The organism is Niabella aquatica (assembly GCF_054779315.1).
The window spans coordinates 430998-453941 of record NZ_BAAGYM010000038.1 but is presented as its reverse complement, the minus strand read 5'-3'; the positions used below and the strand labels follow the sequence as shown (position 1 = coordinate 453941).

The 22944-nt window shown below is 40.6% G+C and carries 29 protein-coding genes; 14 read left to right on the top strand and 15 right to left on the bottom strand.

Going from position 1 to position 22944, the window contains the following annotated elements:
* Positions 1–2 precede the first annotated feature (2 nt).
* The 8 genes from ACYVBM_RS21640 to ACYVBM_RS21605 all read left to right on the top strand — a co-directional run bounded on the left by ACYVBM_RS21640 (position 3) and on the right by ACYVBM_RS21605 (position 5208).
* On the top strand, positions 3–557 hold the full coding sequence (locus ACYVBM_RS21640; RefSeq protein ID WP_460687788.1) for a GNAT family N-acetyltransferase: 555 nt from the start codon (positions 3–5) through the stop codon (positions 555–557).
* Positions 544–1266, top strand: a complete 723-nt coding sequence (locus tag ACYVBM_RS21635; protein ID WP_460687787.1) for an AAA family ATPase — start codon at positions 544–546, stop codon at positions 1264–1266. Before ACYVBM_RS21640 ends, ACYVBM_RS21635 begins: the two co-directional genes overlap by 14 nt.
* Positions 1267–1316: 50 nt before the next feature.
* On the top strand, positions 1317–1757 hold the full coding sequence (locus ACYVBM_RS21630; protein ID WP_460687786.1) for a carboxymuconolactone decarboxylase family protein: 441 nt from the start codon (positions 1317–1319) through the stop codon (positions 1755–1757).
* Between the two features lie 15 nt (positions 1758–1772).
* Positions 1773–2513, top strand: coding sequence for a YggS family pyridoxal phosphate-dependent enzyme (locus tag ACYVBM_RS21625; protein WP_460687785.1), 741 nt, complete (start codon positions 1773–1775; stop codon positions 2511–2513).
* Between the two features lie 94 nt (positions 2514–2607).
* Positions 2608–3375 (top strand): DUF3800 domain-containing protein, encoded by a 768-nt coding sequence (locus ACYVBM_RS21620; RefSeq protein WP_460687784.1) that lies wholly within the window; start codon positions 2608–2610, stop codon positions 3373–3375.
* A 151-nt stretch (positions 3376–3526) separates the two neighbouring features.
* Entirely contained in the window at positions 3527–3658 is a 132-nt protein-coding gene (locus ACYVBM_RS21615) for a hypothetical protein (protein ID WP_460687783.1), read from the top strand.
* Entirely contained in the window at positions 3655–4353 is a 699-nt protein-coding gene (locus ACYVBM_RS21610; protein WP_460687782.1) for a type 1 glutamine amidotransferase, read from the top strand. Before ACYVBM_RS21615 ends, ACYVBM_RS21610 begins: the two co-directional genes overlap by 4 nt.
* An 18-nt stretch (positions 4354–4371) precedes the next feature.
* Positions 4372–5208: a DNA alkylation repair protein gene (locus ACYVBM_RS21605; protein WP_460687781.1), complete on the top strand. Its 837-nt coding sequence runs from the start codon at positions 4372–4374 to the stop codon at positions 5206–5208.
* 212 nt (positions 5209–5420) lie between these two features.
* Here the strand turns inward: ACYVBM_RS21605 and ACYVBM_RS21600 are convergent, their stop codons facing one another.
* The gene (locus tag ACYVBM_RS21600) at positions 5421–6023 is read right to left on the bottom strand and encodes a 5'-methylthioadenosine/S-adenosylhomocysteine nucleosidase family protein (protein ID WP_460687780.1); all 603 of its coding nucleotides are present in this window, start codon (positions 6021–6023) and stop codon (positions 5421–5423) included.
* A gap of 386 nt (positions 6024–6409) precedes the next feature.
* On the opposite strand from ACYVBM_RS21600, the gene ACYVBM_RS21595 reads away from it, so the two are divergent.
* The 3 genes from ACYVBM_RS21595 to chrA all read left to right on the top strand — a co-directional run bounded on the left by ACYVBM_RS21595 (position 6410) and on the right by chrA (position 8975).
* Positions 6410–6718 carry a hypothetical protein gene (locus tag ACYVBM_RS21595; protein WP_460687779.1) on the top strand — a complete coding sequence of 103 codons (309 nt, stop codon included), beginning with the start codon at positions 6410–6412 and terminating at the stop codon, positions 6716–6718.
* A gap of 86 nt (positions 6719–6804) precedes the next feature.
* The gene (locus tag ACYVBM_RS21590; RefSeq protein ID WP_460687778.1) at positions 6805–7842 is read left to right on the top strand and encodes a TQO small subunit DoxD; all 1038 of its coding nucleotides are present in this window, start codon (positions 6805–6807) and stop codon (positions 7840–7842) included.
* Positions 7839–8975: a chromate efflux transporter gene (gene chrA / locus ACYVBM_RS21585; protein ID WP_460687777.1), complete on the top strand. Its 1137-nt coding sequence runs from the start codon at positions 7839–7841 to the stop codon at positions 8973–8975. Before ACYVBM_RS21590 ends, chrA begins: the two co-directional genes overlap by 4 nt.
* A 185-nt stretch (positions 8976–9160) precedes the next feature.
* Here the strand turns inward: chrA and ACYVBM_RS21580 are convergent, their stop codons facing one another.
* From ACYVBM_RS21580 to ACYVBM_RS21550, 7 genes are all read right to left on the bottom strand, one after another.
* Positions 9161–10402: a Na+/H+ antiporter gene (locus ACYVBM_RS21580; RefSeq protein ID WP_460687776.1), complete on the bottom strand. Its 1242-nt coding sequence runs from the start codon at positions 10400–10402 to the stop codon at positions 9161–9163.
* 130 nt (positions 10403–10532) lie between these two features.
* Entirely contained in the window at positions 10533–11696 is a 1164-nt protein-coding gene (locus tag ACYVBM_RS21575; RefSeq protein WP_460687775.1) for an FAD-dependent oxidoreductase, read from the bottom strand.
* Between the two features lie 196 nt (positions 11697–11892).
* Positions 11893–12015 (bottom strand): hypothetical protein, encoded by a 123-nt coding sequence (locus ACYVBM_RS21570; RefSeq protein WP_460687774.1) that lies wholly within the window; start codon positions 12013–12015, stop codon positions 11893–11895.
* Positions 12016–12093: 78 nt separating this feature from the next.
* Entirely contained in the window at positions 12094–12666 is a 573-nt protein-coding gene (locus ACYVBM_RS21565) for an RNA polymerase sigma factor (protein ID WP_460687850.1), read from the bottom strand.
* Complete coding sequence (locus ACYVBM_RS21560; RefSeq protein ID WP_460687773.1) at positions 12653–13015, bottom strand: hypothetical protein; 363 nt, start codon at positions 13013–13015, stop codon at positions 12653–12655. The genes ACYVBM_RS21565 and ACYVBM_RS21560 overlap by 14 nt, the downstream gene beginning before the upstream one ends.
* A 97-nt stretch (positions 13016–13112) precedes the next feature.
* The gene (locus ACYVBM_RS21555) at positions 13113–13409 is read right to left on the bottom strand and encodes a hypothetical protein (RefSeq protein ID WP_460687772.1); all 297 of its coding nucleotides are present in this window, start codon (positions 13407–13409) and stop codon (positions 13113–13115) included.
* A 336-nt stretch (positions 13410–13745) separates the two neighbouring features.
* Positions 13746–14114 (bottom strand): DoxX family protein, encoded by a 369-nt coding sequence (locus ACYVBM_RS21550; protein ID WP_460687771.1) that lies wholly within the window; start codon positions 14112–14114, stop codon positions 13746–13748.
* A gap of 104 nt (positions 14115–14218) precedes the next feature.
* Between ACYVBM_RS21550 and ACYVBM_RS21545 the strand changes: the two genes are divergently transcribed.
* From ACYVBM_RS21545 to ACYVBM_RS21535, 3 genes are all read left to right on the top strand, one after another.
* Positions 14219–14575 (top strand): winged helix-turn-helix transcriptional regulator, encoded by a 357-nt coding sequence (locus ACYVBM_RS21545; RefSeq protein WP_460687770.1) that lies wholly within the window; start codon positions 14219–14221, stop codon positions 14573–14575.
* Positions 14576–14777: 202 nt separating this feature from the next.
* Complete coding sequence (locus ACYVBM_RS21540; protein ID WP_460687769.1) at positions 14778–16367, top strand: ABC-F family ATP-binding cassette domain-containing protein; 1590 nt, start codon at positions 14778–14780, stop codon at positions 16365–16367.
* Positions 16368–16633: 266 nt separating this feature from the next.
* Entirely contained in the window at positions 16634–17488 is an 855-nt protein-coding gene (locus ACYVBM_RS21535) for a GMP synthase (RefSeq protein ID WP_460687768.1), read from the top strand.
* 18 nt (positions 17489–17506) lie between these two features.
* On the opposite strand, the gene ACYVBM_RS21530 is transcribed toward ACYVBM_RS21535, so the two are convergent.
* The 7 genes from ACYVBM_RS21530 to ACYVBM_RS21500 form a co-directional block, all read right to left on the bottom strand.
* A complete protein-coding gene (locus ACYVBM_RS21530; RefSeq protein ID WP_460687767.1) occupies positions 17507–18880 on the bottom strand; it encodes an RsmF rRNA methyltransferase first C-terminal domain-containing protein in 1374 nt (457 codons plus the stop codon).
* Positions 18881–19006: 126 nt separating this feature from the next.
* Entirely contained in the window at positions 19007–19807 is an 801-nt protein-coding gene (locus ACYVBM_RS21525; RefSeq protein ID WP_460687766.1) for an O-methyltransferase, read from the bottom strand.
* 121 nt (positions 19808–19928) lie between these two features.
* Entirely contained in the window at positions 19929–20420 is a 492-nt protein-coding gene (locus tag ACYVBM_RS21520) for a dihydrofolate reductase (protein WP_460687765.1), read from the bottom strand.
* 212 nt (positions 20421–20632) lie between these two features.
* Positions 20633–20836, bottom strand: a complete 204-nt coding sequence (locus tag ACYVBM_RS21515; RefSeq protein ID WP_460687764.1) for a hypothetical protein — start codon at positions 20834–20836, stop codon at positions 20633–20635.
* A gap of 43 nt (positions 20837–20879) precedes the next feature.
* The gene (locus ACYVBM_RS21510; protein ID WP_460687763.1) at positions 20880–21674 is read right to left on the bottom strand and encodes a thymidylate synthase; all 795 of its coding nucleotides are present in this window, start codon (positions 21672–21674) and stop codon (positions 20880–20882) included.
* 189 nt (positions 21675–21863) lie between these two features.
* Complete coding sequence (locus tag ACYVBM_RS21505) at positions 21864–22262, bottom strand: type II toxin-antitoxin system HicB family antitoxin (protein WP_460687762.1); 399 nt, start codon at positions 22260–22262, stop codon at positions 21864–21866.
* On the bottom strand, positions 22216–22413 hold the full coding sequence (locus ACYVBM_RS21500) for a type II toxin-antitoxin system HicA family toxin (protein ID WP_460687761.1): 198 nt from the start codon (positions 22411–22413) through the stop codon (positions 22216–22218). Before ACYVBM_RS21500 ends, ACYVBM_RS21505 begins: the two co-directional genes overlap by 47 nt.
* Positions 22414–22944: the final 531 nt, after the last annotated feature.

Below are 22944 nucleotides of genomic sequence, written 5' to 3'. Positions count from 1 at the left end.
TTATGGTTACATTAGCTATACAGCCCATACTGGAAAACGAAAAAGTAATCCTTTATCCTTTGCAGGAAAAAGATTTTGAGGCGCTATATGCTGTGGCGGCAGACCCGCAAATATGGGAGCAGCACCCAAACAAAGACCGCTGGAAAAAAGAAGTATTTAAAATATTTTTTGACGGAGCAATGCAAAGCAAAGGAGCTTTTAAAATCGTAGATAAAGCCAAAAGCGACACGATAGGCAGTACACGGATTTACGATTACAATGAACAGGAAAACAGTATATTCATCGGCTATACTTTCTATGCTACACCATATTGGGGAACAGGCATCAATCGTTCTGTAAAATCAATGATGCTGGATTATATCTTTCAATTCGTTTCAAAAGTCTGTTTTCATATCGGAGCAAACAATATCCGTTCGCAGGTGGCCATCAGTCGCATCGGTGCCGAAAAAACTGCAGAGCAGGAAGTAACCTATTTTGGCGAAGCACCGCGATTGAATTTTGTGTACGAAATCAGTAAAGATAAATGGCAAAGACTAAACAAGAATGAATGTATCTGACCTTATTATAAACGACAAAGAATCGATATCTTTAAACGATATATTTCTGAATGAAGCCGCCAGGAAGCAGGTGGTACAACTTATCAGAGAGCATCATTATATTGAAGCACTGACCCCCTACGGCCTGCCTGTTAATAATAAAGTATTGCTGCACGGCAGTTCGGGATGTGGTAAAACAATGACCGCCAAGGCCATCGCAAATGCATTAAGCAAAAATATTTTTATACTCAATTTGAGCAATGTGGTTTGTTCACGCATTGGCGAAACCTCGCAGAACATACAACAGGTATTTAACAAAGCAGGAAAAGAAAAGGCGGTTTTATTTTTAGACGAATTTGACCAGATAGGTAAAGCACGTGGCAATGATGACAAAGATGTAGGTGAAATGCGGAGACTGGTAAATACCCTTATTCAGCTGACAGATTATTTTCCGGATAATGCTTTACTGATCTGTGCCTCCAATCATCCCGAAATTATTGATACCGCCTTATTAAGACGGTTCCAGTTGAGGATATATTTTGAGATGCCGGCACCCAAAGTTTTAGACAGGTATTATGATCAGTTATTGTCCCGCTTTCCAAAATATATACAAGAGGTAGAACGTAAATACAACATATCATTTGCAGAAGCCAAAGACCACCTGTTTACCCATGTAAAAGCGGCATTGATCGGCGAATGGGAAGCTCGGCAAAAAAAGCAGGGCATATAAGCAGCAAAAACAATAATAAAAGAATTTTTTAACTATAAAAAAACATACAGGTGAAACAACGTATTAATATCAAAGAATTAGAGCCCGACGCCTACAAGGTATTGTTTGACATGGAAAAATATCTTTCAAAAACAGATATAAGTTTAGCTCTTAGAGAACTTATTAAAATAAGGGTATCACAGATAAACAAATGCGCGTTCTGTCTTGAAATGCACACTCAAGATGCCAGAAAAGCAGGTGAAACAGAGCAAAGAATTTATGCACTATCTGCCTGGGAAGAAACCCCGCTGTTCAGTGAAGAGGAAAAAGCTGTATTGGCTTTGGCAGAAGAAATAACACTTATATCAAAACACGGAGTTAGTGATGCTACCTTTCAAAAAGCACAACAGTATTTTACCAACAACCAGGTAGCGCAAATAATCATTACTATTAACCAGATAAATTTCTGGAACAGGATTGCAGTAAGTACCAAACTGTTTCATCAGCAATAGCATTATAAAAATCCAATGAGTGAACAAATTTTAAGCAATATTGCCATCATAAAAGAGCGGATAGGTAATGCCTGTAAACAGAACGGCAGACATCCCGATGAGGTAAAACTATTACTGGCCACCAAAACCGTACCTGCAGAACGTATTAAAATTGCGTTACAGGCAGGACATACACTGATGGCAGAAAACAAGGTACAGGAGCTTAAAGAAAAATACGAAGCACTAAAGAAAGTGCCACACACGAATCACTTCATCGGTCACCTGCAAACCAATAAAATAAAGGATATACTAAAGTATGATGTGGCCTGCATACAATCGCTCGATCGTTTGGAACTGGCCGAAAAGCTGCACCAGCGGTTAATGTTTGAAAACAGGACCATAGAAGTATTGATACAGGTAAATACATCCGATGAGGAAAGCAAGTTCGGCGTACGCCCTGATAAAGCTATTGAATTAGTAAAAGAGGTGGCACAATTGGGAACGCTGAAAATAAAAGGGTTAATGACGATTGGCCTGTTCAGCGCTGAAAGAGAAAAAGTACGTCCGTATTTCCGCCTGCTTAAAAACATTCAGCAACAGATCATTGCTATGAATATTCCCAATGCAGATATGAAAGATCTGTCGATGGGAATGAGCAGTGACCTGGAAACCGCTATTGAAGAGGGAGCTACTATAGTTCGCGTAGGAACCGCTATTTTTGGGAAAAGGATGTACCCGGACAGTTACTATTGGAATGAAGCAAAGTCAGGAGAATGATCTTGATAATTGCGAAAAATAATAGTTTTCATGATGTATAATGTTTTGCCGCTATTTTTCTTATTTTGAAAATTGATTGAATGCTTAAATCAGAATGAATAAGGGTAAAACGATATTTGAAGAATCGCTCATTCACAGGTATCATCGTTTTTTGGATGAAGCCGGTGATACGACTTTTTATGGAAAAGGGAAAACACCTATCATCGGCACTGATGGGGTGTCGTCTTATTTTCTTCTGGGAATGTTGATATTGAACGAGCCGGTGGCAGAAGTAAGAAAGAAAATAATTGATTTGCAAACCTACGTTGCTAATGATGCCTATTTCAAAGCTGTACCAAGCATTCAAAAAAAGAAAAGTAAATCCGCTTATTTTCTTCATGCTAAGGATGATGTGCCGGAGGTCAGGAAAATGGCATTTGAGCTAATCACAAAAATTGATTGCCATTTTGATGCTGTGATTGCAAGAAAAAATTATGGTATCTATGAGAAAAAGCATAATGGTAATCAATCAGAATTTTATGCAGATATGTTTTCTCATTTGCTGATCGATAAGTTTAATGATCACGAAAAACTTGTACTTAATATTGCACATCGGAGTAAATGTACCACACATAAGAATTTGGAAAAGGGCTTGGGTAAAGCAGCAACTATTGCGGCAAATAAATATCCGGGAAGCAGTAATCGCTGCCGGATGGTTTTCAATGTTCAGCAACCTACTTCGGAGCCGATCATAAATATTGCTGATTATTTTTTATGGGCACTGCAAAGGAAATGGGAAAGGAATGAGAGCCGGTATGTTGATTTTCTCGGAAATAAAATCCGGTCAATTCAAAGTTTATATACTAAAGATGAAGAAAGTTAACTGCATAAAAAAAGCCCATCATCACACTAAGAAAGATACCTTTCAACGGCTTGAAGCCGACCTTTATGTGATACAGGCAGTACAAATATAACATTTTTTGAAGAAATACAGTTTATCTTGATTGCGCTTTTTTCCCAGCCAGGTCTCATTAATGGAAATGAGCAGTGACCTGGAAACCGCTATTGAAGAGGGAGCTACTATAGTTCGCGTAGGAACCGCTATTTTTGGGAAAAGGATGTACCCGGACAGTTACTATTGGAATGAAAATACAAATAAGCAATGAAAGTACATTACCTGCAACATGTATCTTTTGAGGGATTAGGATATATAGAGACCTGGCTAAAAGCGCATGATCATGATATTACGTCAACCCGTTTTTTTGAGAAGTCGTATCATTTGCCAAACGTTGAGGAAATAGAGGCGTTGATCGTAATGGGCGGACCAATGGGCGTATATGACGAAACTAAATTTCCATTTTTAAAGGAAGAAAAAGCATTTATTAAAAATTGCATCCGGGAAGGCAAAAAAATATTGGGCATTTGCCTGGGAGCCCAACTGCTCGCAGATTGCCTTGGGGCCAAAGTAAATAAGGCCCCGTATACAGAAATAGGCTGGTTTCCTGTAACGCCCACAGCAGAAAGCAGGCAAATTTCATGGTTTAACGAACTTTTCAAGAACACGCCAACAGTTTTCCACTGGCATGGAGACAGGTTCGAAATTCCCGAAGGAAGTATTAACCTGCTTTCATCCGAGGCCAATACCAACCAGGCATTTTATTACAGCAAAAAAATAATCGGCCTGCAATTCCACCTCGAAGTAACACAAGACACAATAATGCTGATGTTAAAAAATGGCGTATCCGAATTACAGGAGGGGTCTTATCAGCAAACCACAACACTTATTCAAAGCGGGGCAAAAAATACCAGGAAGTGTAATGAAATAATGAACAACCTCTTACATCAATGGCTGAATGGTTAGCTCTATTATTTTCCTGCTATGACCACGAACAAAAAAGATGGATTAATAATGGAAAATCTAAAAAGAAAAGGAGCAAGAAGTAGCAAAGAAATCCCGCAGGATATTCTGGAACAGTTAAATCACGGCGAGATCGAAACAGCAAACCTGGTAGAATGGCTCGCCGTTGATCAGCAGCTTTTACTGGAGCACCTGCTCAAACAAAACGGCCGGGCACATTACCTGGCGCATATTATAGCATCCGTTGCACAGTTAAAAAAGCAAACCGTAAACACAATAAATGAAGCCATAGGAACAGCACTTTCTGAGCAGGCAATAAAAAATGGTGATAGCGGCTTCTTCATACTATTGTCGAACCATAAGTCTGATCTGGTTCGTTGCTGGGCTACATATACCATTGGTAATAATCAAGAGTTAAGTATGGAAGAAACGCTGGAACAAATTCAAATATTCGCAGCAGATAAACATTTTGCAGTTCGGGAAATTTGCTGGATGGCCATAAGAAAAAAAATAGCTGCTGATCTGGAAAAGAGCATTGCCATTCTTTCTACCTGGACCGCAAACAAAGATGAAAATATAAGAAGGTTTACCACAGAAGCAACCCGACCCCGTGGTGTCTGGTGCGAACATATTGAAGTTTTGAAGCAAAATCCTGAATTAGCATTATCCATCTTAGAACCGTTAAGATCCGACCCTGCAAGATACGTTCAGGACAGCGTGGGCAACTGGCTTAACGATGCCGGTAAAACACAACCCGGTTTTGTAAGCTCGCTTTGCCAGCGCTGGGAAAAAGAAAGCCGGACAAAAGAGACCCAATATATTGTCAAAAAAGCACTCCGGACTATTAATAAGCTATAGTTGCAACACTGTAAAAACCATGCAAACCTGTACAACTCCGGTATACCCCAAAAGCACTCTGGACAAAAAGCCTTCAATGGCCTCTAAAAAATGCGCAAAAGAGCAAAGGAATTGTAATTCCGGGAAACTGGCTTTCTAACTACTTCAAAAAGCAAAACCGGCACTGTTCCATTTACGCGTTACTCTGTTGCTGCTCCCTGGTCATAGCACTACTATACCAGCGTATGTTTCTTGCCCAGCTTCAATAGGTCTCCGTATGCCATGGCAGCTTTATGTACCTGAACCGTCCAGTCTTCAGCGGCATTGTCATCGGCACCGTCTGAAATATATTTGAGACAAAGAAACGGGATATTTTCTTTCATGGCAATCATAGCTAAAGCATAGGCTTCCATATCAACTATATTATAAGCCGTCACAACATGCCGCATTTCAAAATTATCGCCGGTTCCGCAAATACCTTCTCTTATTCCTTCCATTGCCAGGCCATATTCGAGCACAGGAGGTAACCCGGATAAAGGAGTCTCGTATAGCTCATATCCCAGCCCTCTTACATCCATATCCCGCTGCACAAATTTTGTACAGCAAACCACTTCTCCCCTGACAAAGTAATTGCTCCCTGCCGACCCAAGGTTTACGACTAATGACGGTCTTTTGTTCTGTATCGCTTTCGCCAGTTCATATGCTGCGTTTACTTTGCCGATCCCGGTAATTAAATAATTATATCCTTCAAAAACCCCAGCAGCCTCAGAAGCCAATGCAAATGAGAACAGCACATTTTCAACAGGAAAGGAATATTCCTGATCAATTTTTATCATCAGTTTTTTCAATTTTTTCTAACATAAGCACTTTTTCTGAAATATGCTGTGAATATTATTTCTTTTAAGAAATAAACGATAACACACTGAGGGGGGGTTGACCCAAAAGTAATACCAGCATGATGTCACAGTGAGCTTGCCGAACTGTTGACGAAGGCTAACTTCTTGATTGTCTATATTTCTTCCTCCCGATAGATTATCGGGACAATATGACAATCAAGGAAGCTTTTTGGTAACCCGCAAGATATTAAAGATAAAGCAGCTATTAAGTTTTTCATAAGCATCTGTTAGAAACGGAATACTTACTTTTGATACAGTTTCAATACCGTAATACTAAAATGAAAAGTAATGTCAGGCATATTTTAATTAAAACCTTCATCGTTCTGATGGCTGTTTTTATTTGTCTGCCCTGCGCTCTGAAGAGAGAGATCAAACAAGCTTTACATATTCCTGTAGCATCGTTAAACCATGCTGAAAAGCCCGATAAAACCGGGATTTGTCAGACACCGGTACAGGAAGAGCATCGAAAAATTTCAGTTTCTTTTCATAAGAAAGACATACAAAAATATGGTGCCGGCTTTGGACCGGATGTTTATTCAGCATTTTCAATACCGCACAATATTATTCCCCTTACAGGAATAAATGTTTTCGCATCCATACCTATTTATATAATTCACGAACAATACCGGATCTGATCTTTGATTGGAACTAACAGATATTCCCCAATCTCCTGTTTTGGCATTTTCACCAATCTTTTTTACTAATTAAAATTCAGATCACAATGAATAACCAGGCATATTATTCTACCGGTGTACTTACAACGGCTTTGCGATGGGTAACCGGTTGGACCTACTTTTCTGCTTTTTGGCGGCGATTAATTTTAGAGAACAAGCTCAACGCTGATGAAGCAGGATATATCGGCGAAAAATTCAATCACTTTTTGCCTAATGCTTTAGTCATTAAACCTGTTATTGAATATTTAGTTGCTCAGCCTGATAGCCTTTGGTGGGCCATGATTATATTTACCATTGTAGAGGGAATTGTGGGCTTTTTATTTATGGCCGGATTGTTTACGCGATTAATGAGCATAGGTGTTTTCAGCCTGGCCGTCGGTATTCTTTTAGGTGCAGGCTGGCTGGGAACCACTTGCTTAGATGAATGGCAAATCGGCGTTTTAGGCGTGGCAGCAGGGTTTACCATTTACTTTTCAGGTGGCGGAACATATTCGTTAGATGCATACTTTGCAAGGAAAGGGCAATCTTTTACGCTTAAAAAATGGTTTGGATTTTTAGGATCGGGTATGTTGAACATCAAGCAAAATCTTTTAAGGAAAATTGTTTTATTCGGTTCAATATGCATCATCGGGTTAACACTATTCACGAACCAGCACTTTCATGGCGGTGTATGGGGCACATTGCACAATAAATCTGTAAAGCCCAAGATAGAAATATCAAATGCTGCACTCCAAAAATCGGCTTTAACCTTTGAGGTTTACAGAACAGAGGGCGCCGACGTATATGGATCTTTTCTTATCGGTATACAAATTTTAAATAGCAAGGGAGAAATAGTTCAGGAATGGAACGGAGCAGCGCTTTCCCGGTTTCGGGATGAGCATATTAAAAATCGTTATGTTGCCAAAGTAAAACCGGGCAAACACAGCCTGTTGATCCCTTTAGGAGCCAGGGCCTCGTTAACCATTCCGGTTGATGCTGTTTTTGAGCCTGAAGACACCTATACACTAAAGCTGATAGATATCAGCGGAATAGAATGGACCGCTGATATGGCCTGTTTACATGAACTTAAAACACATATAACATGACGGGAGAAAGCAGGTTGCAGAAATTAAAAGAAATTGCTTTTTCCTGTCTGAAATTGGGAACGATTGGTTTTGGCGGTATTGCAGGAATGGTAGCCACTATAGAAAATGAAATGGTGGTCCGGCGAAAATGGATCGATCATCAGCATTTTATGGATGTACTAAGCACTTCTTATATCATACCCGGCCCCAATGCCGTGGAAGTTGTCATGCACTGCGGAAAAGAACGGGGCGGCCGTTTGGGATTAGTGGTAGCAGGAGTTTGTTACATACTTCCGGCCATGCTGATCTGCCTCCTTTTTGGATATTTCTACAAACGGTACAGCGCCTTACCAGATGTGCAACGTTTTATTTTCGGCATCAGGCCTGCTACAACGGCATTGGTTATTGGCACTGTGTTCCGGCTCTGGAATAAGACATTAAAGAACAATATTACGCTTATCCTGCTCTGCCTTTTGGTATTTGCAGGTTCCCTCTATGGCATGAATGAGGTGCTGCTGATCATTGGCGCAGGCCTGATAAATTATCTTATATATGCAGCAAAAAACAAATTGTCCTTATTTACCGGGGGGATATTTCTTACTCCGTTCTTTTTGCAGGTAAGTAACAAATTTTCAGACAGCAAACTCTTCTTTATTTTTCTCAAGATCGGAGCGGTGCTATATGGAAGCGGTTATGTGCTTTTTGCATATATGGATGAGTCTCTTGTACGAAAAAATCATTGGCTTAACCATCAGCAATTGATGGATGCCATTGCCGTAGGACAGATTACTCCTGGCCCGATATTATCAGGCGCCACATTCGCCGGCTACCTGATCAACGGGGTCACCGGAGGTGTATTAGCAACTGTGGGGATTTTTTTGCCCTCTTTTTTCATTTCCTTTTTCCTGCATAAACTGCTCTCTTCTGCCCGCACGAGCCAGAAGCTGAGGCTTTTTTTAGATGGTCTCAGTGCTGCATCAGTTTCAATTATAGCAGTAGTAGGCTTTCATTTATTTACATCATCGGTACAGGAGTGGCAGGGAACAGTAATTTTAGGAGTATGCCTTACCCTAACGCTTTTCTGGAAAAGGGTGAGTACTGTGATCATCATACTGGCGGGTAGTATAGGCGGCTTTCTATTGCTCAAAATATGAGACAGGAAAACTAATATCTGCGTATTATAATAGCAGAAAAGTATGCCCTATATCTTAAAAATCTAAAGATTTTGAATACATCTTGGCGGCAATATATCCGGGCGGTATTGGACGGACGGGCAAAAATCATTTAGCATACCCGACAACTTAATTGAAAGCTTAACAATAGTTATATTTAGCAGCAATCATTTTTTTCCGAGCTTCTTTACCACCCAGGGAAGTGATAGTCCCTGTCCCAGCAGGGAAAATAATACTACGGCAATAGAAAGGAATATAATTTCATTCCGCATGGGGAAAGGTGTTCCATCGCCAAGTTCTACGGGAAGGCCAATCGCAATAGCTAAAGAAACGATACCCCGCATACCAGACCAGGTGATAATAAAGCTCGTGCGGGAATCAAATAATGCGTCCTCGCTGATGCGGCGTTTTCCTTCAAAAGCCCTTTGAAGATTGAATTGCTGCAAATAAACCCGTACCATCCTGATCCCCAAAGCCACCAATGTAATAAGTGCCGCATAACCAATATACGTCCATATCTGTGCAGGATCCATCTTTTTTAATACGATAGGAAATTGCAGACCGATCAATAAAAAGATAAACCCGTTGAGCAGGAAAATAATAATATCCCAAAAATTCTTTGACTGTTGTTTGATCCTTTCAGGAAACTTATGGCGGCTCAGCCTTGACATACTCAGTCCCAATATGACCACCGCAATCACTCCCGATACTTCAAAATGCTCGGCAACAAGATAGGTTACAAATGGCATCAACAGCATAAAGCTGATAATAGCCATATCATTGCTACGGAAAAAACGAAGGATCCAGGCCAGTACTACCCCGGTAATCATGCCAACCAGAAATCCACCTCCTAAAACCAGCAGGAATTGCAGGGAAGCCTTCCACCACACAAAAGCGATACCGGTAACCGCAGCTATTGCAAAACGATAAGCAATCAGCGCCGAAGCATCATTAACCAGGCTTTCACCTTCCAGTATAGCTATCGTTTTATGTGGCAGCCCCAGCCCCTTTGTAATACCAATCGCCGCTACGGCATCGGTCGCAGAAAGAATAGCCCCAAGTACAAAAGCAAGCGGCCAGCTCATATCCGGTATCAGGTAACGGGCAACAACAGCAATGCCTACGGTAGTAATAAATACCAACCCTACTGACAGCGTGTTAATGGTATGGATATTGGTTTTAAAATCCTTAAATGAAATATTAAATGCGGCATCATACAGCAACGGCGGAAGGAAGAGGAGCATCACAATTTCCGGGTTCAGCTCAATACCAGGCATGGCAGGTAAAAACCCAACACCTATTCCCACCAGTAATAGTAATACAGGAGCCGGGAGCTTGATTTTATCCGCTATACCTGATGCGCCAATCATCAGCGACATTATAACCAGTACAATAGTATAATTTTCCATCCGGTACCAAAACTATTCTAAATAAACCATGTATAAAAATAGGCGGCTGATTAAATTATCCGTACTGTAAATAATCACACTTATGCAATTGGTATATCCATCTTTTGCTGTAAAAAAAATTATTAATGTATTAGTGCGCTTCTTTCACCTGGTTAAAAAATGCCACCATTTGTGCCAATCCGTTTCCGGAGAACATTCTTTCGGAGTTTTCCAGGGTGTTTTGTGTGGCCTGCGCTCCTCTTTCGATCATTTGTTTTTCAAAATGAGAGATGGCAGTCTTTATGTTCGGGAATTGATTACCGGCTAAATTTTTAGCTAATTCAAAAGCATCCTGTAATGCTACATTTGCTCCTTCACCGGCATAAGGCGGCATCCGGTGAGCCGCGTCGCCAATCATTGTCAGATTCTCCTGTGTTTCCCAAGTTTGATCAAATGGAAAATAATATTGCGGACGCGGAATAAAATGCACGCCTTCATTCGTAAAAAATTCATGCCACTCATCGCTCCATCCTGAAAATGCTGTTTTAAACCACTCAAAAACCTGCTCCCTGTTGCTAAAATCAATACTGCTTTGAGAAAGCCAGTTCTCAGCTATTTTGAAACTGGCCACAAACATAATAGAGCCATCCCCTTTAATGCCGTAACCTATAAATTGTTCGTCATCAAAAGCCATTACTTTTCCTCCCTTTGCAAAGGAAAAAAGGCCCGGTGTATGTTTTTCAGCATTGTAAATATTTCCCTCAATCAACGTGATCCCCGAATAGACCGGCTTAGTATCACTCAGGTACGGACGAACTTTGGAGTTTGCCCCATCTGCGGCGATCACTAGATCGGCATATATGCTTGTTTCGTTTTTGAAATGTACACGCCAGCCGCTTTTCTCTTTTTCCATTGAAACAAAATGACTATCCCAAACAACAGTACCGGGCTTAAGCGAATTCAATAAAATGTCCCGTAAAGGAGCACGATCAATTTCGGGTCGGCTTTCTGACGTAATAGTTGCCAGGTGGTGATCGTCAAATACGACATTGAGCTTCCCGTCTGTAAGGCGCATTTTACTTGCCTCCGGGCGGTGATGTTTATAAAATGCATCCAGCAAACCAGCCCGTTTCAATGCTTCCAACCCTGTGCCTTCGTGCAAATCAAGCGTTGCGCCCTGTACCCGCACCCCGCGGTCAACATCTCTTTCATAAACGCTTACCTCCCCGTTTTTTATTTGTAATAACCGGGCCAAAGCCAGCCCTGCCGGGCCGCCACCAATAATGGCGATCTTTTTATTTTTGAATAAAGTCATTTTATTTTTATTTACGAAGCAGGCAATACCCATGCGAAGCAGCAAGTCGGTTCCGCCTTGGAACAGCCTTTATCAATTTAAATTTTTTTGAAAAAACATCAGTTATATATTCAGGAATTATTTTAATATCTGATGGCAAAATATCCCCAGACAAGATAAGTGCCGTGGCTTTTAATACCCTTGCCCGTTCATTCACCTATTTATTTTTTCCTGCTGTATCCAGGCAATGGAAGTAACCAATATCGAACGAAACATCCAATTGCGAATGAATGTTATTCAGATCCGTTGCATCTTCTACCACGAAGTGTGGTTGCTGCATTTTTCCTGCATACCGCTTTTTTTATTTTGCTGAGTGCTAAGCTTAGATTCTTAAACAGATTTTTGAGAAGGGTATGGATCAATATTCCATAAGATCTGTATACAATCCGTACAGACGTTTACGCAGGTATTTTACAGCATAATGTTTTCGGGACAACAAGGTATTGACAGGTATATTCATTGTTGCGGCTACTTCTTTCACCGGAAGCCCCTCTAATTCTGTAAGCTCAAAAGCCGCTCTTTGATCCGGAGGCATTTCCAACAGGGCAGCTTCCAGCTCCTTCCACACTAATGAGCGCATATATTCCGTTTCAGGGGTCGGGAGATCATTATTAAACAGGATTTCTGAGAACGTTTCCAGCACATGCCCTTCATCATTATACCGGGTAGCCGGCAGCGATGCTTCGTGCTTTTTCCTGCCTTTATTAATGATGATGTTCCGGGCTACACGGTATAACCAGGCCGTAACCTGCTCAATAGGACTGAGGTTATTTTCAACGGTTTTTATTAACTGATAAAAGACATCCTGCAAAATATCTTCTGCGTCTTCCTTATTGGAGACCCTTTTCCAAATAAACGATTTCAGGCGCGCCTGGTGTTCTTTTACCAGCTGTTCAACATCTGGTTTCCCGGTATGTTCATTTATCCCCATCACCGTGATGTGCTTGCGCTCCCTTATCAAAATGTTCCATTCCGAAAGGATCACCCCAACCGAAACTCCGTCTTCGGTTAATAAATTCTTTACGTTGCTCCGGAGTCATATTCCTCCATTTATCCCGAATATGATTTCTCCTTTCGTGCATCATCCTGTTCCTGCTAAATCCGAAACGCCCGAAAAGAATACGTGCCAGCAGGAACAATCCTAAGGCCTGCCAGAAATTAATGACAGTTAGCCCGAAAATACCCGGAACCAGCCAGTTCCACAACAGCATAATAACAGTGCTTACTGCAGCCAATGCTGCAGCACCCATTAAAGCTATTTTTACACCTCTTTGTTTCATCTTTTAAATATCATTTGATCAAACAAACCACATAATCACATAGTATCCTGCTATTTAATGCAAAAAAACGATGCTCTTATGTGGTTGGTTATTCTTATTAACATGCATGTTCCCCAAAACCCCGGATACCCTGCATTCTGCTTTCAAAAGCCTTTTTGCGCTCATCCACGAATGCCTGCTTTTCTCCGGCAGACATTTTTGTCCATTTTTCGCAAAGCTCATCCAATTTCTCTACAGAAAACCGGTCTTCTCCTATATTCCCGAACCGCTCATTCGCAAATTCAAGTTTCTCACTGTCAGACATTTTCGCCCATTTTTCCTGGAACTGTTTTCTTTCATTTTTATCGAAAGGGCTTCTTCCAAAGAATCCCATTCCAAAACCTTTTGTTATCATAATTTTCTTAATTTTTACCTGATTATTTGTTTCTTTAAGAACGTTCTTACTTATGAAGACAACTGAAGAGGAAAAATATTTTATGAAAAGTTGATTTTTTTCCGGTATAGTTAAAAAGAACATAAATCATTACCAATTCTGGCAGGTAAGATTTTCCCTCCGGTTTCTATTTCTTACCAATTACAAAAAGGCTTGTGTAAACAGGGATTTTAACCAGCAGGATTTTTGCCAGGCGTTACGCCTGCATTTGCCGATACCCGCAATTATTTTCTCCAACTAAAAAAGTCAAACTAAAATAGAGTTTGACTTTTCAAATAATGGTATGTATGCTGCTGTTTAACTTATCTGCTGCTGTTTGTTGTAATAGATATAGGAAACCACCAGCACTGCCAAAAAGATCAACGGCATTACCGATATATTAAAAGGATCGCCTTTTGAACTATGAGCAATAAAAGCAGAGGTTAAATTAATCGTAAAACCAGCATAAGCAAATTGTTTAAAGCCCTTGGGGACGAACGGTAACACCAGGGCTAATGCTCCTAAAATTTTTGCCACAGCCAGTTCGATCCTGAAATAATCCGGAAATCCTAAATGTACAAAAGCCTCCTTAAGCTCAGGTGCAGTGAAATAATTGTACCCCGAGAACAGCATCATTAAGGAAAATATACCTGTTGCAGCCCAGTAAATGATTTTTTTGTTTTTCATTTTATCACAATTTTAATGATTGAAAGACAAAGTTAAAACAGATTTGTTTATATTTGAAACATAGTAACTAAAAGTAACAGTAACATTTAGGTAACCAAGTAACTATGACAGGAAAAATAGCAACTCACCAGGAGTGTAAAAAGCATACTATGGCTGTACATGATGCTATGTACGTGCTGAGCGGTAAATGGAAAATATCTATTATTGCAACATTGCTTTACAACAAACATAGAAGGTTTTCTGACATCCTGAATGATGTGAAGGGCATATCCAATAAAATGCTGAGCAAAGAATTAAAAGAACTGGAAATGAACAAGCTTATTAAAAGAACCGTATTGAGTACACAGCCAGTAACCGTTCAATATGAACTAACTGAACACGGCAGGAAGCTGGAATCGGTAATCAGCAGCCTTTCTGACTGGGGCACTGCTCACCGCAGAGAAATTATCAAACGGGGATAAATGGTATGAACAGATTTATACATGATCTTAAGAGACATTTGCTTAAGCTGCTATAACGAAGCGCGTACTCAACAAAAAAGGATATCTTTGTGTCACAAAAATAAAGTAGCGAAAATGTAGCCCATTATTCCTTTCGGACAAATAAGAACGACAATCACTAAAACGATTGCCGGATTGTTTAATCTTTTAAAAGGAATAAATCGTGCTTACAATTCAAAATTTATCCTATACACATCTCAACAAAGATTTACTGTTCAGCCAAATTAATCTGACTGTAAACATTCACAACAAAATAGCTTTAATTGGTAACAACGGCATAGGAAAATCTACGTTATTGAAAATTATTGCAAAAGAACGGCAGCCGTCAGACGGGCAAATAAGCATTAATGTTGAGCCCTATTATATACCACAAATTTTCGGGCAGTTCAACCATTTAACTATAGCACAGGCGCTGCGGATTGAAGGCAAGCTGCACGCATTGAAAGACATTCTGAACGGAAATGCAAGTGAAAAAAATTTCAGTTTACTTAATGATGACTGGACGATAGAAGACCGTTGTAAAGAAGCTTTGGACTACTGGCACTTATCCGGTCTGGACCTGTCGCAAAAAATGGGAACATTGAGTGGCGGGCAAAAAACAAAAGTTTTCCTTGCGGGTATTGACATTCATCAACCTGAATTGGTTTTGCTGGACGAACCAAGCAATCACCTGGATATTTCGGGCAGACAATTGTTGTATGATTTCATACGCTCCACAAAAATCACGCTAATTATCGTAAGCCACGACAGGAAATTGCTGAACCTTCTGGATACCATTTGTGAATTGAACAAAAACGGGATTAAAGTCTATGGCGGTAATTTCGATTTTTACCAGGAGCAAAAACAAATGGAGGATAATGCTTTAAGCCAGGGCATTCAAAGCAAAGAAAAAGCACTGAGAAGAGCGAAAGAGCAGGAACGGGGAACTTTGGAACGGCAACAAAAATTAAATAGCCGGGGGAAAGCCAAACAGGAGAAATCGGGCATTGCCCGGATAATGATGAACACTTTGCGGAACAATGCTGAAAAGAGTACGGCAAAACTAAAAAGTGTTCATGCGGAAAAAATCGGGAGCATCAGGCAAGAGCTACAGGACCTGCGTTCTTCTCTTCCGGAAACCGATCAAATGAAGGTTGGTTTTGACCATTCAAAACTGCACAGAGGAAAAAATCTTTTCATTGCTGATAATATCAATTTTTCCTACGAAAAAGAAAAATATTTATGGCAGGAGCACCTGAATTTTCAAATCGTTAGCGGGGAGCGTATTGTCATAAAAGGCGCAAATGGTTCAGGCAAAACGACTTTAATAAAAGTGATCCTGGGAAACCTCACACCGCAAACCGGAAGTGTTTTTATTGCAGCAAACAAATCGGTTTATATCGACCAGGATTATTCTTTAATAAACACTCACCTGAAAATTTACGAGCAGGCACAACTGTTTAATACCTCCGTATTGCAGGAGCACGAGATAAAAATAAGATTGAACCGCTTCCTGTTTACAAAGGCAGACTGGGACAAACCCTGCAGCGCTTTGAGTGGCGGGGAAAGAATGCGTTTAATGCTGTGTTGTTTAAGTATTGGCCATCAGTCGCCCGACATCATTGTCCTGGACGAACCAACCAATAACCTGGATATTCAGAATATAGAAATACTAACAAACGCCATCAACAATTACAGGGGAACATTGCTGGCCATTTCACACGATGAAACTTTTTTAGAACAAATCAATATTGAGCGGACAATTAAACTCTGAGGAACAGGAAGTATTAAAACCGTGTTGAGTATTTTTGGTAATTGCAAGTTGCAGTATAGCTTAATGGGAAGTTATGAGTAAGTAAATTCAATCTTACACTATACCATCCAGCATTGGCGAAAATATAATTAGTTATTATTTTTTGCCGGGAACCTGCCTGTCTGGTATACGGGGAACTTGTATAAAATTTTTCATTCATCTTTTGTGTACGCGCCTGCCGGAACGCACAGGTTTTGTGAATGAAAAATTTCATGTACGTTTGCCGGATGATCGAATTGGATAAAAAACAGATTCGGATAGCTGTTTTGGATTTGAATGCAGGATATCCGAACCAGGGCATGAGGTGTATTAATGAAATTGTACATGCATGGGCTTTTGAAAACGATTACAGCATTTTGTATAAAGTATTTGATGTAAGGGTAAAAAATGAGGTGCCTGATACTTCCTATGATATTTATATATCGAGCGGTGGCCCGGGCGATCCGCTGAATACACGCTTTGACGATTGGGATATCAACTGGAACCGATGGTTTGGAGATATACTGAGATGGAATGAGAATCCTTCCAACTCTGTAAAAAAATTTGTATTCCTGATATGTCATTCTTTCCAGCTGGCATGCAGGTATTTCAACGCCGGGCTGCTCTGTAAAAGACGATCTACTTCCTTTGGTACATTTCCCATACATATTTTACCAGAGGCCATGGAAGACCCTGTTTTCCAGCATCTTAAAAATCCTTTTTACGCTGTTGACAGCCGCGATTTTCAGTTAATACAACCCAATCTTGAGCTGCTGCACGATATGGGTTCTTATGTTACCTGTATAGAAAAAGAACGTCCGCATGTACCTTACGAGCGGGCGGTAATGGGCATCCGCTTTAACAATTTTATCTTCGGTACTCAATTTCATCCTGAAGCTGATGCCGTGGGCATGAGCAGGCACTTCCAGGACCAGGAAAGGCGCGATATGGTTATAAAGAACCACGGTGCGGCTAAGCTGCAAAGTATGCTGGAGCACCTTGACGATCCTGATAAAATTCACTGGACCAACAAAAACCTGATCCCGAATTTTTTAAATGAAGCGTACCGTCATTTAATGGTGGAGGCAACAGCTGAAGCATAAAGTGGTCTCTCCTATTTTTTAAAGCCGGTCTTTTAATATCCTTAGCTCCCTGGGATAATAATTATTAACCCGGTTGGGTAAAACGTTAACCCAGCCCAGGACCTGGTTTTGATAAGTTATAAGCTTCCAGCCGGTACCGGCGTTCGTTAATTCTATATTATTTCTCTGGAGGTAAGCTATTGCTTTAGTAATATCAACCTCTTCCCGGGACCAGTCTTTATTAACCAGAGGGCTCATGGCCAGTGCATGATCCGGAATAAACTTCTGATGCGCCATCTCGCCCAACAAAACTCCCGAGTAAATGATCCTGAGGTTTTGCAGCAGCAGGTCAAAATCGCTGAAAAGCAGGCCGGGCCAGCCATACACTTTATTATTAACGCTCATCAGCTCATACCCGTCAATGGTTGCCCATTTTTCAACCAGGACCTTTAATGGCTTTGCTGCAGGTTTTGTTACAGGCCGGCTTTTATTTTTATGAATGGCTTCCTCATTTTTACGGAATGCCGCCATAAAAAAACCCTCCCCTTTTACAAGATGCGGCCAAAAACGATAGCCATAGTTTTGAAGCCGTGTTTCCACTTCAGTTATATGCCAGTTACTGTCTATTTGAAATTGAATATTTGAAATCTGAAATTCATCAGTAAGCCAATCCAGTATATCTTCATCTTCCTGTTTCGAATAGGAGCAGGTTGAATATATCAGCACTCCATTTTTCTTTAATGCAGGCATTACATCAGCCAGTATCCTCTGCTGGCGCTGGCTGCATAACATTACATTATTTTCGCTCCATTCATTAATAGCTTCCGCATCTCTTCTGAATAATCCGCTTCCGCTACACGGGGCATCTACAACAACTACATCAAAATAGCCTCTAAGCTTTGCAAAATCTTTCGGGTCGTTATTGGTTACCACCACGTTGCCGCTTCCCCATTTCACCATATTATCTTTTAAAATATGAGCACGCTGTCTTATTACCTCATTACTCACCAACAAACTGTCTTTTGATAGTAATGATTGTATATGCGTGGATTTACCGCCCGGAGCGGCGCACAGGTCCAGCACTTTTAAGGAGCCGGAAAGATCAGCTGTTTGTTTTAATGCCTGCTCGATAAACATGCTGCTGGCTTCCTGCACATAATAACAGCCCGCATGAAATAAAGGATCAAATGTAAAAGAAGGACGCTCGGATAAGTAATATCCGTATGCAGACCAGGGAACAGCTGCGCTACGTTCTCCTCCGAAAAAAGAGGCCTCCGCAACAGCGGCCCGTTTTTGCGGATGGATGCGGATGGAAGTTACTTTCTCACTGCCCGCATGCACCTGCCGGAAAGCCCCTTCATTAAAGTCTTTGAGCCCCTGCAGCGAGTCGACTAATGCTGATGGTAATTGCACGCTACAAAAATAAATAAAGCCAAATGAAATAATGCAGCTTGCCGGTATTTAAATGCTGCTCTTACAGAGGAACGTCATGAACCTGGGGTTAATCATTGTACATTGGCGTATTGAACATGTTCCCCCTTAAACCCTCACGCTAAAATGCTGCTTTTCTTTAAACTGCTTCCTGAAACTGATGATACCAATATAAAAAAGATCAATATCGCAGGCTACGGCTTCATGCTGCACTATATTTTTCCAGGCTGTTTCCATTTCTTTGCTCCAGTGAATATCATCAAATATCAGCAGGCTATCGTTATGTATATAAGGCAGCAACTGGTAGAAATACCGCTCGGTAGGCTCCTGGCGGTGATTGCCATCGATAAATGCCAAATCAATTTCAGGGTTTTGCCGTAACACTCCCTCAAGCGTATCATCAAAATTCCCTTCAACAATCCTGACATTTTCAATATCCAGCTTTTGAAAATTTTCCTGCGCCTTAGCAGCGATTTCTGGAGCGCCTTCCATTGTAGTAACAGAAGCATCGGGCCTGGCAAGCGCCAGATAGCTGGTAGTAATACCCAGCGATGTGCCTAATTCAAGAATGGTTTTTGGCTGATAGTACTTTACGATCCGGTATAACAGCTGGCCAAACTTTTTAGGCTTGGCAGCATTTTTAGCAATAGATGCTATGGACCTTTTATCGGACGATGTTCTGGCAGATCCGGCACCCATATCTTTTACCTCCAGTTCGGTGGTATCCTTCAGCAACGCTTTACGCAGCCCTTCTACCTTTGCATATTCTTCATATAGAGTAAAATCGTTCATTACTTTGGTTATGAACTCAAATACGAAAGGAGAATGTACACCATGTCCTTTGCTGTTGGCAGCATGTACATAATACTTAAAATATTTGGCGGCAGCCTGTAAAGGAGAGTAAACCATGGGAATGTAAAATGATAAATGTAGAATATTAAATTTTAAATGTGGAAGGCCGGATGTCAGGTGTACGATGTACGTTTTACATTATCAAATTATCACATCATCACATTTATTAATTCACTAATTACCTCCGCTCCCAAAGTTCATAAGCATAATTAAACGCATGTTTTTCATCAGCTGTATTTTTTATGCTGCTAACCAGCTGCCATTCTTTTTCTTCAATAGCGGGGAAATACGTATCGCCTTCCACAACTGCATCTACACGGGTGATATATATCTTATTAGCTTTTGGATAATACATTTTGTATATCTCGCCGCCCCCTATTACCATCAGCTCTTTCACGTCCATTTCTTTTACCATAAACTCCACGTCTTTCATAGTGTTCAGCACAATGGCACCATTGATCTTTAACCCCTTCTGATTGCTTAGCACAATATTTTTTCTGCCGGGTAATGGTCTCTTAAAGCTCTCAAAAGTTTTACGGCCCATCACTACCGGCATCCCCCAGGTTACATTTTTAAAATGGCGCATATCATCGGGCAGGTTCCATACCAGGCGGTTATCCTTACCTATTACGTTATTTTCAGATGCTGCTACTACTAAAGAGATAATCATAAATATTAAATGTAGAATATTAAATATTAATTTTTTTTAGTGTCACTTAGCTCCCGGTTTCTTTTTGCTGTTGTTACACTTGCGTTAAATATCGCAATAAGCTCATTACATTCTTTTTAAAGTGATAGCTATGCAATCATGAACAACAACGGGCTTCTCCATAATTATTCTCAGGTTAGCCCTTGTTTCTCTCAGTTCCTTCAAAGCACACTTCATTTATGTATAAAACCTGCCTGCGATTCAGCTGCTAAAACTTCACCATACATTAATGCCGGGGCAGTCCCACTTTTAGATAATTGATGTTCTAAATTGCCTCCTGTTTTGGTATTAGGTAATACATCACAAACGCTCAATACCATTACTGCAAATTTTATCAGGCGATCTTCCAGGTCATATTTTCTTGTTGTATTCGTCATTTTACATTTAAAATTCAACATTCAATATTTTACATTCTTCACTTCAAACCGCTACAGGCGCTTTGATAGCCGGATGGCACTGATAATTTTCGAGCTTAAAATCATCATATTTAAATTCAAAAATATCTTTTATATCAGGATTGATCTTCATTACCGGTAACGGATAGGGCTCACGGCTTAGTTGCAGGTTTACCTGTTCCAGGTGATTATTATAAATATGCGCATCGCCGAAGGTATGCACAAAATCCCCTGCGTCTAAACCGCATACCTGTGCTATCATCATGGTAAGCAAAGCATAAGAAGCTATATTAAAGGGTACGCCGAGGAAAGCATCAGCACTACGCTGGTACAACTGGCAGCTCAGCTTTCCCCCCGCTACATAAAACTGGAACAAAGCATGGCAGGGCATTAAAGCCATTTCAGGAAGCTCGCCCACATTCCAGGCGCTTATAATAAGGCGCCGGCTGTCGGGCGTTTTTTTGATCTGGGTGATAAGGTCTGCCATCTGGTCCACCACTTTCCCGTCTTTTCCCTCCCAGCTGCGCCATTGCTTGCCATACACAGGGCCAAGATCCCCGTTTTCATCGGCCCATTCATCCCAGATACTCACCCCATTTTCTTTCAGATAAGCAATATTGGTATCCCCCTTTAAAAACCACAATAGCTCATGGATAATGCTCCGAAGATGGATCTTCTTCGTGGTAACCAGGGGGAACCCTTTTTGCAGGTCAAAGCGCATCTGGTAGCCAAATACGCTGATAGTACCGGTACCTGTACGATCTGTTTTTTGTGTGCCGTTATCAAGAATATGTTGCAGGAAATCTAAATACTGTTGCATAGTGCAAGATATACAATATTCATTTTAATAAAGAAATACATTACAATGAATGTGCGAAACCTGTCAATTTTATCATAAAGAATTATAATCAGATTGGGGACCACGGGCCGAAAATCCTTTCCACTAATAATAAGAAAAGCCCAACGTTTCCGACAGGGCAGCTTAAATTGATACTTAATGTCAATCGAATTATAGTTCTAAAGCCATAAGTTCAGAGCCCAGATTATGAAGGGCCTTTTCAATCTTTTTACATCGTTCGGGGCGAGGTTTTTTAAGGCCTGTTGAATAGTGCTGCAAATATTTCTGATCTATGCCGGTGATGCGCTCCAAAGAGGCCAGAGTAAAGATTCCTTTATAATAGTTTAACAAACTCTGGGCATCAAATTTAAAGGATATTGTATAATCGCCTTTTAGTATCGCCGGAAGGTTTTCAGGAGCGTTATACTTTTTCAATAACTCAATTGCCTCCAGTATTGATTTTTTAGCCTCCTCCGGTGTTTCTCCTGCACCGTATACTCCTTTTGCATTAGTAGCATACGCACTATAATGGTCGGAGGTCTTTTCGATTGTAATGTTTAATATTTTCATGCTTCGTAAGAAATTTAAAAGGAGGAACTATATAAGCCCCCATATCCTTTGTAATTTTAAGTTGTAGCCCTTTACCGATTTCCTTTGCCCCATGGTAAGGTACCGGATAACGAATGCCTTCCTTTTCGTAAATGTAGTGACTACCCTCCAATTTGACATATCACCATCCGTTGTGCTTCACAATTTTGTGAAATTCCCGGTATTTCATTTGTTAGCTTTAAAACCTAATGTAATTGTCAATTCAAAGGTGGTAAAATACTACCTTATACCAAGTGTTTTCAACCTTATTCAGAGCTAAAGGTTGGGTGTGGGCTGCATTTAAAAACGCTGCAAACCCCTTAATCAAAGTGCAGCCTTTACATGCATTGAATGTAAAATGTTCCGACAGCATCCGGTATCCAATAACAATGTGGTACAGAAATTCTATACAATAATCAACGGCCAATGTTCACCGGGATTGGCCATGAACTATTAGCAGAATCAAGCATCCAGCTACCAGCATCCAGCGTAAAAGCCGAAGGCTAAAAGCAGAGAGCTCTCTTTATTACGATTGAATATTGATGTATTGAAAATTGATTATTGAATATTTCCCTCTTATGTATAGCATATCCGAACACTCAATATTCAATGCTCAACAATCAATGTTCAATTTCATCGGGATTAGCCATGAACTATGAACCAT

Coding starts and splice junctions, on each gene's coding strand:
- ACYVBM_RS21575 (WP_460687775.1), bottom strand. CDS start 11,696: ATGACTTTATTCAAAAATAAAAAGATCGCCATTATTGGTGGCGGCCCG.
- ACYVBM_RS21570 (WP_460687774.1), bottom strand. CDS start 12,015: ATGCAGCAACCACACTTCGTGGTAGAAGATGCAACGGATCTGAATAAC.
- ACYVBM_RS21595 (WP_460687779.1), top strand. CDS start 6,410: ATGGCTGTTTTTATTTGTCTGCCCTGCGCTCTGAAGAGAGAGATCAAA.
- ACYVBM_RS21600 (WP_460687780.1), bottom strand. CDS start 6,023: ATGATAAAAATTGATCAGGAATATTCCTTTCCTGTTGAAAATGTGCTG.
- ACYVBM_RS21620 (WP_460687784.1), top strand. CDS start 2,608: ATGAATAAGGGTAAAACGATATTTGAAGAATCGCTCATTCACAGGTAT.
- ACYVBM_RS21625 (WP_460687785.1), top strand. CDS start 1,773: ATGAGTGAACAAATTTTAAGCAATATTGCCATCATAAAAGAGCGGATA.
- ACYVBM_RS21640 (WP_460687788.1), top strand. CDS start 3: ATGGTTACATTAGCTATACAGCCCATACTGGAAAACGAAAAAGTAATC.
- ACYVBM_RS21565 (WP_460687850.1), bottom strand. CDS start 12,666: ATGGGGATAAATGAACATACCGGGAAACCAGATGTTGAACAGCTGGTA.
- ACYVBM_RS21610 (WP_460687782.1), top strand. CDS start 3,655: ATGAAAGTACATTACCTGCAACATGTATCTTTTGAGGGATTAGGATAT.
- ACYVBM_RS21525 (WP_460687766.1), bottom strand. CDS start 19,807: ATGGTTTACTCTCCTTTACAGGCTGCCGCCAAATATTTTAAGTATTAT.
- ACYVBM_RS21635 (WP_460687787.1), top strand. CDS start 544: ATGAATGTATCTGACCTTATTATAAACGACAAAGAATCGATATCTTTA.
- ACYVBM_RS21560 (WP_460687773.1), bottom strand. CDS start 13,015: ATGAAACAAAGAGGTGTAAAAATAGCTTTAATGGGTGCTGCAGCATTG.
- ACYVBM_RS21505 (WP_460687762.1), bottom strand. CDS start 22,262: ATGAAAATATTAAACATTACAATCGAAAAGACCTCCGACCATTATAGT.
- ACYVBM_RS21510 (WP_460687763.1), bottom strand. CDS start 21,674: ATGCAACAGTATTTAGATTTCCTGCAACATATTCTTGATAACGGCACA.
- ACYVBM_RS21545 (WP_460687770.1), top strand. CDS start 14,219: ATGACAGGAAAAATAGCAACTCACCAGGAGTGTAAAAAGCATACTATG.
- ACYVBM_RS21605 (WP_460687781.1), top strand. CDS start 4,372: ATGACCACGAACAAAAAAGATGGATTAATAATGGAAAATCTAAAAAGA.
- ACYVBM_RS21580 (WP_460687776.1), bottom strand. CDS start 10,402: ATGGAAAATTATACTATTGTACTGGTTATAATGTCGCTGATGATTGGC.
- chrA (WP_460687777.1), top strand. CDS start 7,839: ATGACGGGAGAAAGCAGGTTGCAGAAATTAAAAGAAATTGCTTTTTCC.
- ACYVBM_RS21555 (WP_460687772.1), bottom strand. CDS start 13,409: ATGATAACAAAAGGTTTTGGAATGGGATTCTTTGGAAGAAGCCCTTTC.
- ACYVBM_RS21615 (WP_460687783.1), top strand. CDS start 3,527: ATGGAAATGAGCAGTGACCTGGAAACCGCTATTGAAGAGGGAGCTACT.
- ACYVBM_RS21550 (WP_460687771.1), bottom strand. CDS start 14,114: ATGAAAAACAAAAAAATCATTTACTGGGCTGCAACAGGTATATTTTCC.
- ACYVBM_RS21520 (WP_460687765.1), bottom strand. CDS start 20,420: ATGATTATCTCTTTAGTAGTAGCAGCATCTGAAAATAACGTAATAGGT.
- ACYVBM_RS21515 (WP_460687764.1), bottom strand. CDS start 20,836: ATGACGAATACAACAAGAAAATATGACCTGGAAGATCGCCTGATAAAA.
- ACYVBM_RS21535 (WP_460687768.1), top strand. CDS start 16,634: ATGATCGAATTGGATAAAAAACAGATTCGGATAGCTGTTTTGGATTTG.
- ACYVBM_RS21590 (WP_460687778.1), top strand. CDS start 6,805: ATGAATAACCAGGCATATTATTCTACCGGTGTACTTACAACGGCTTTG.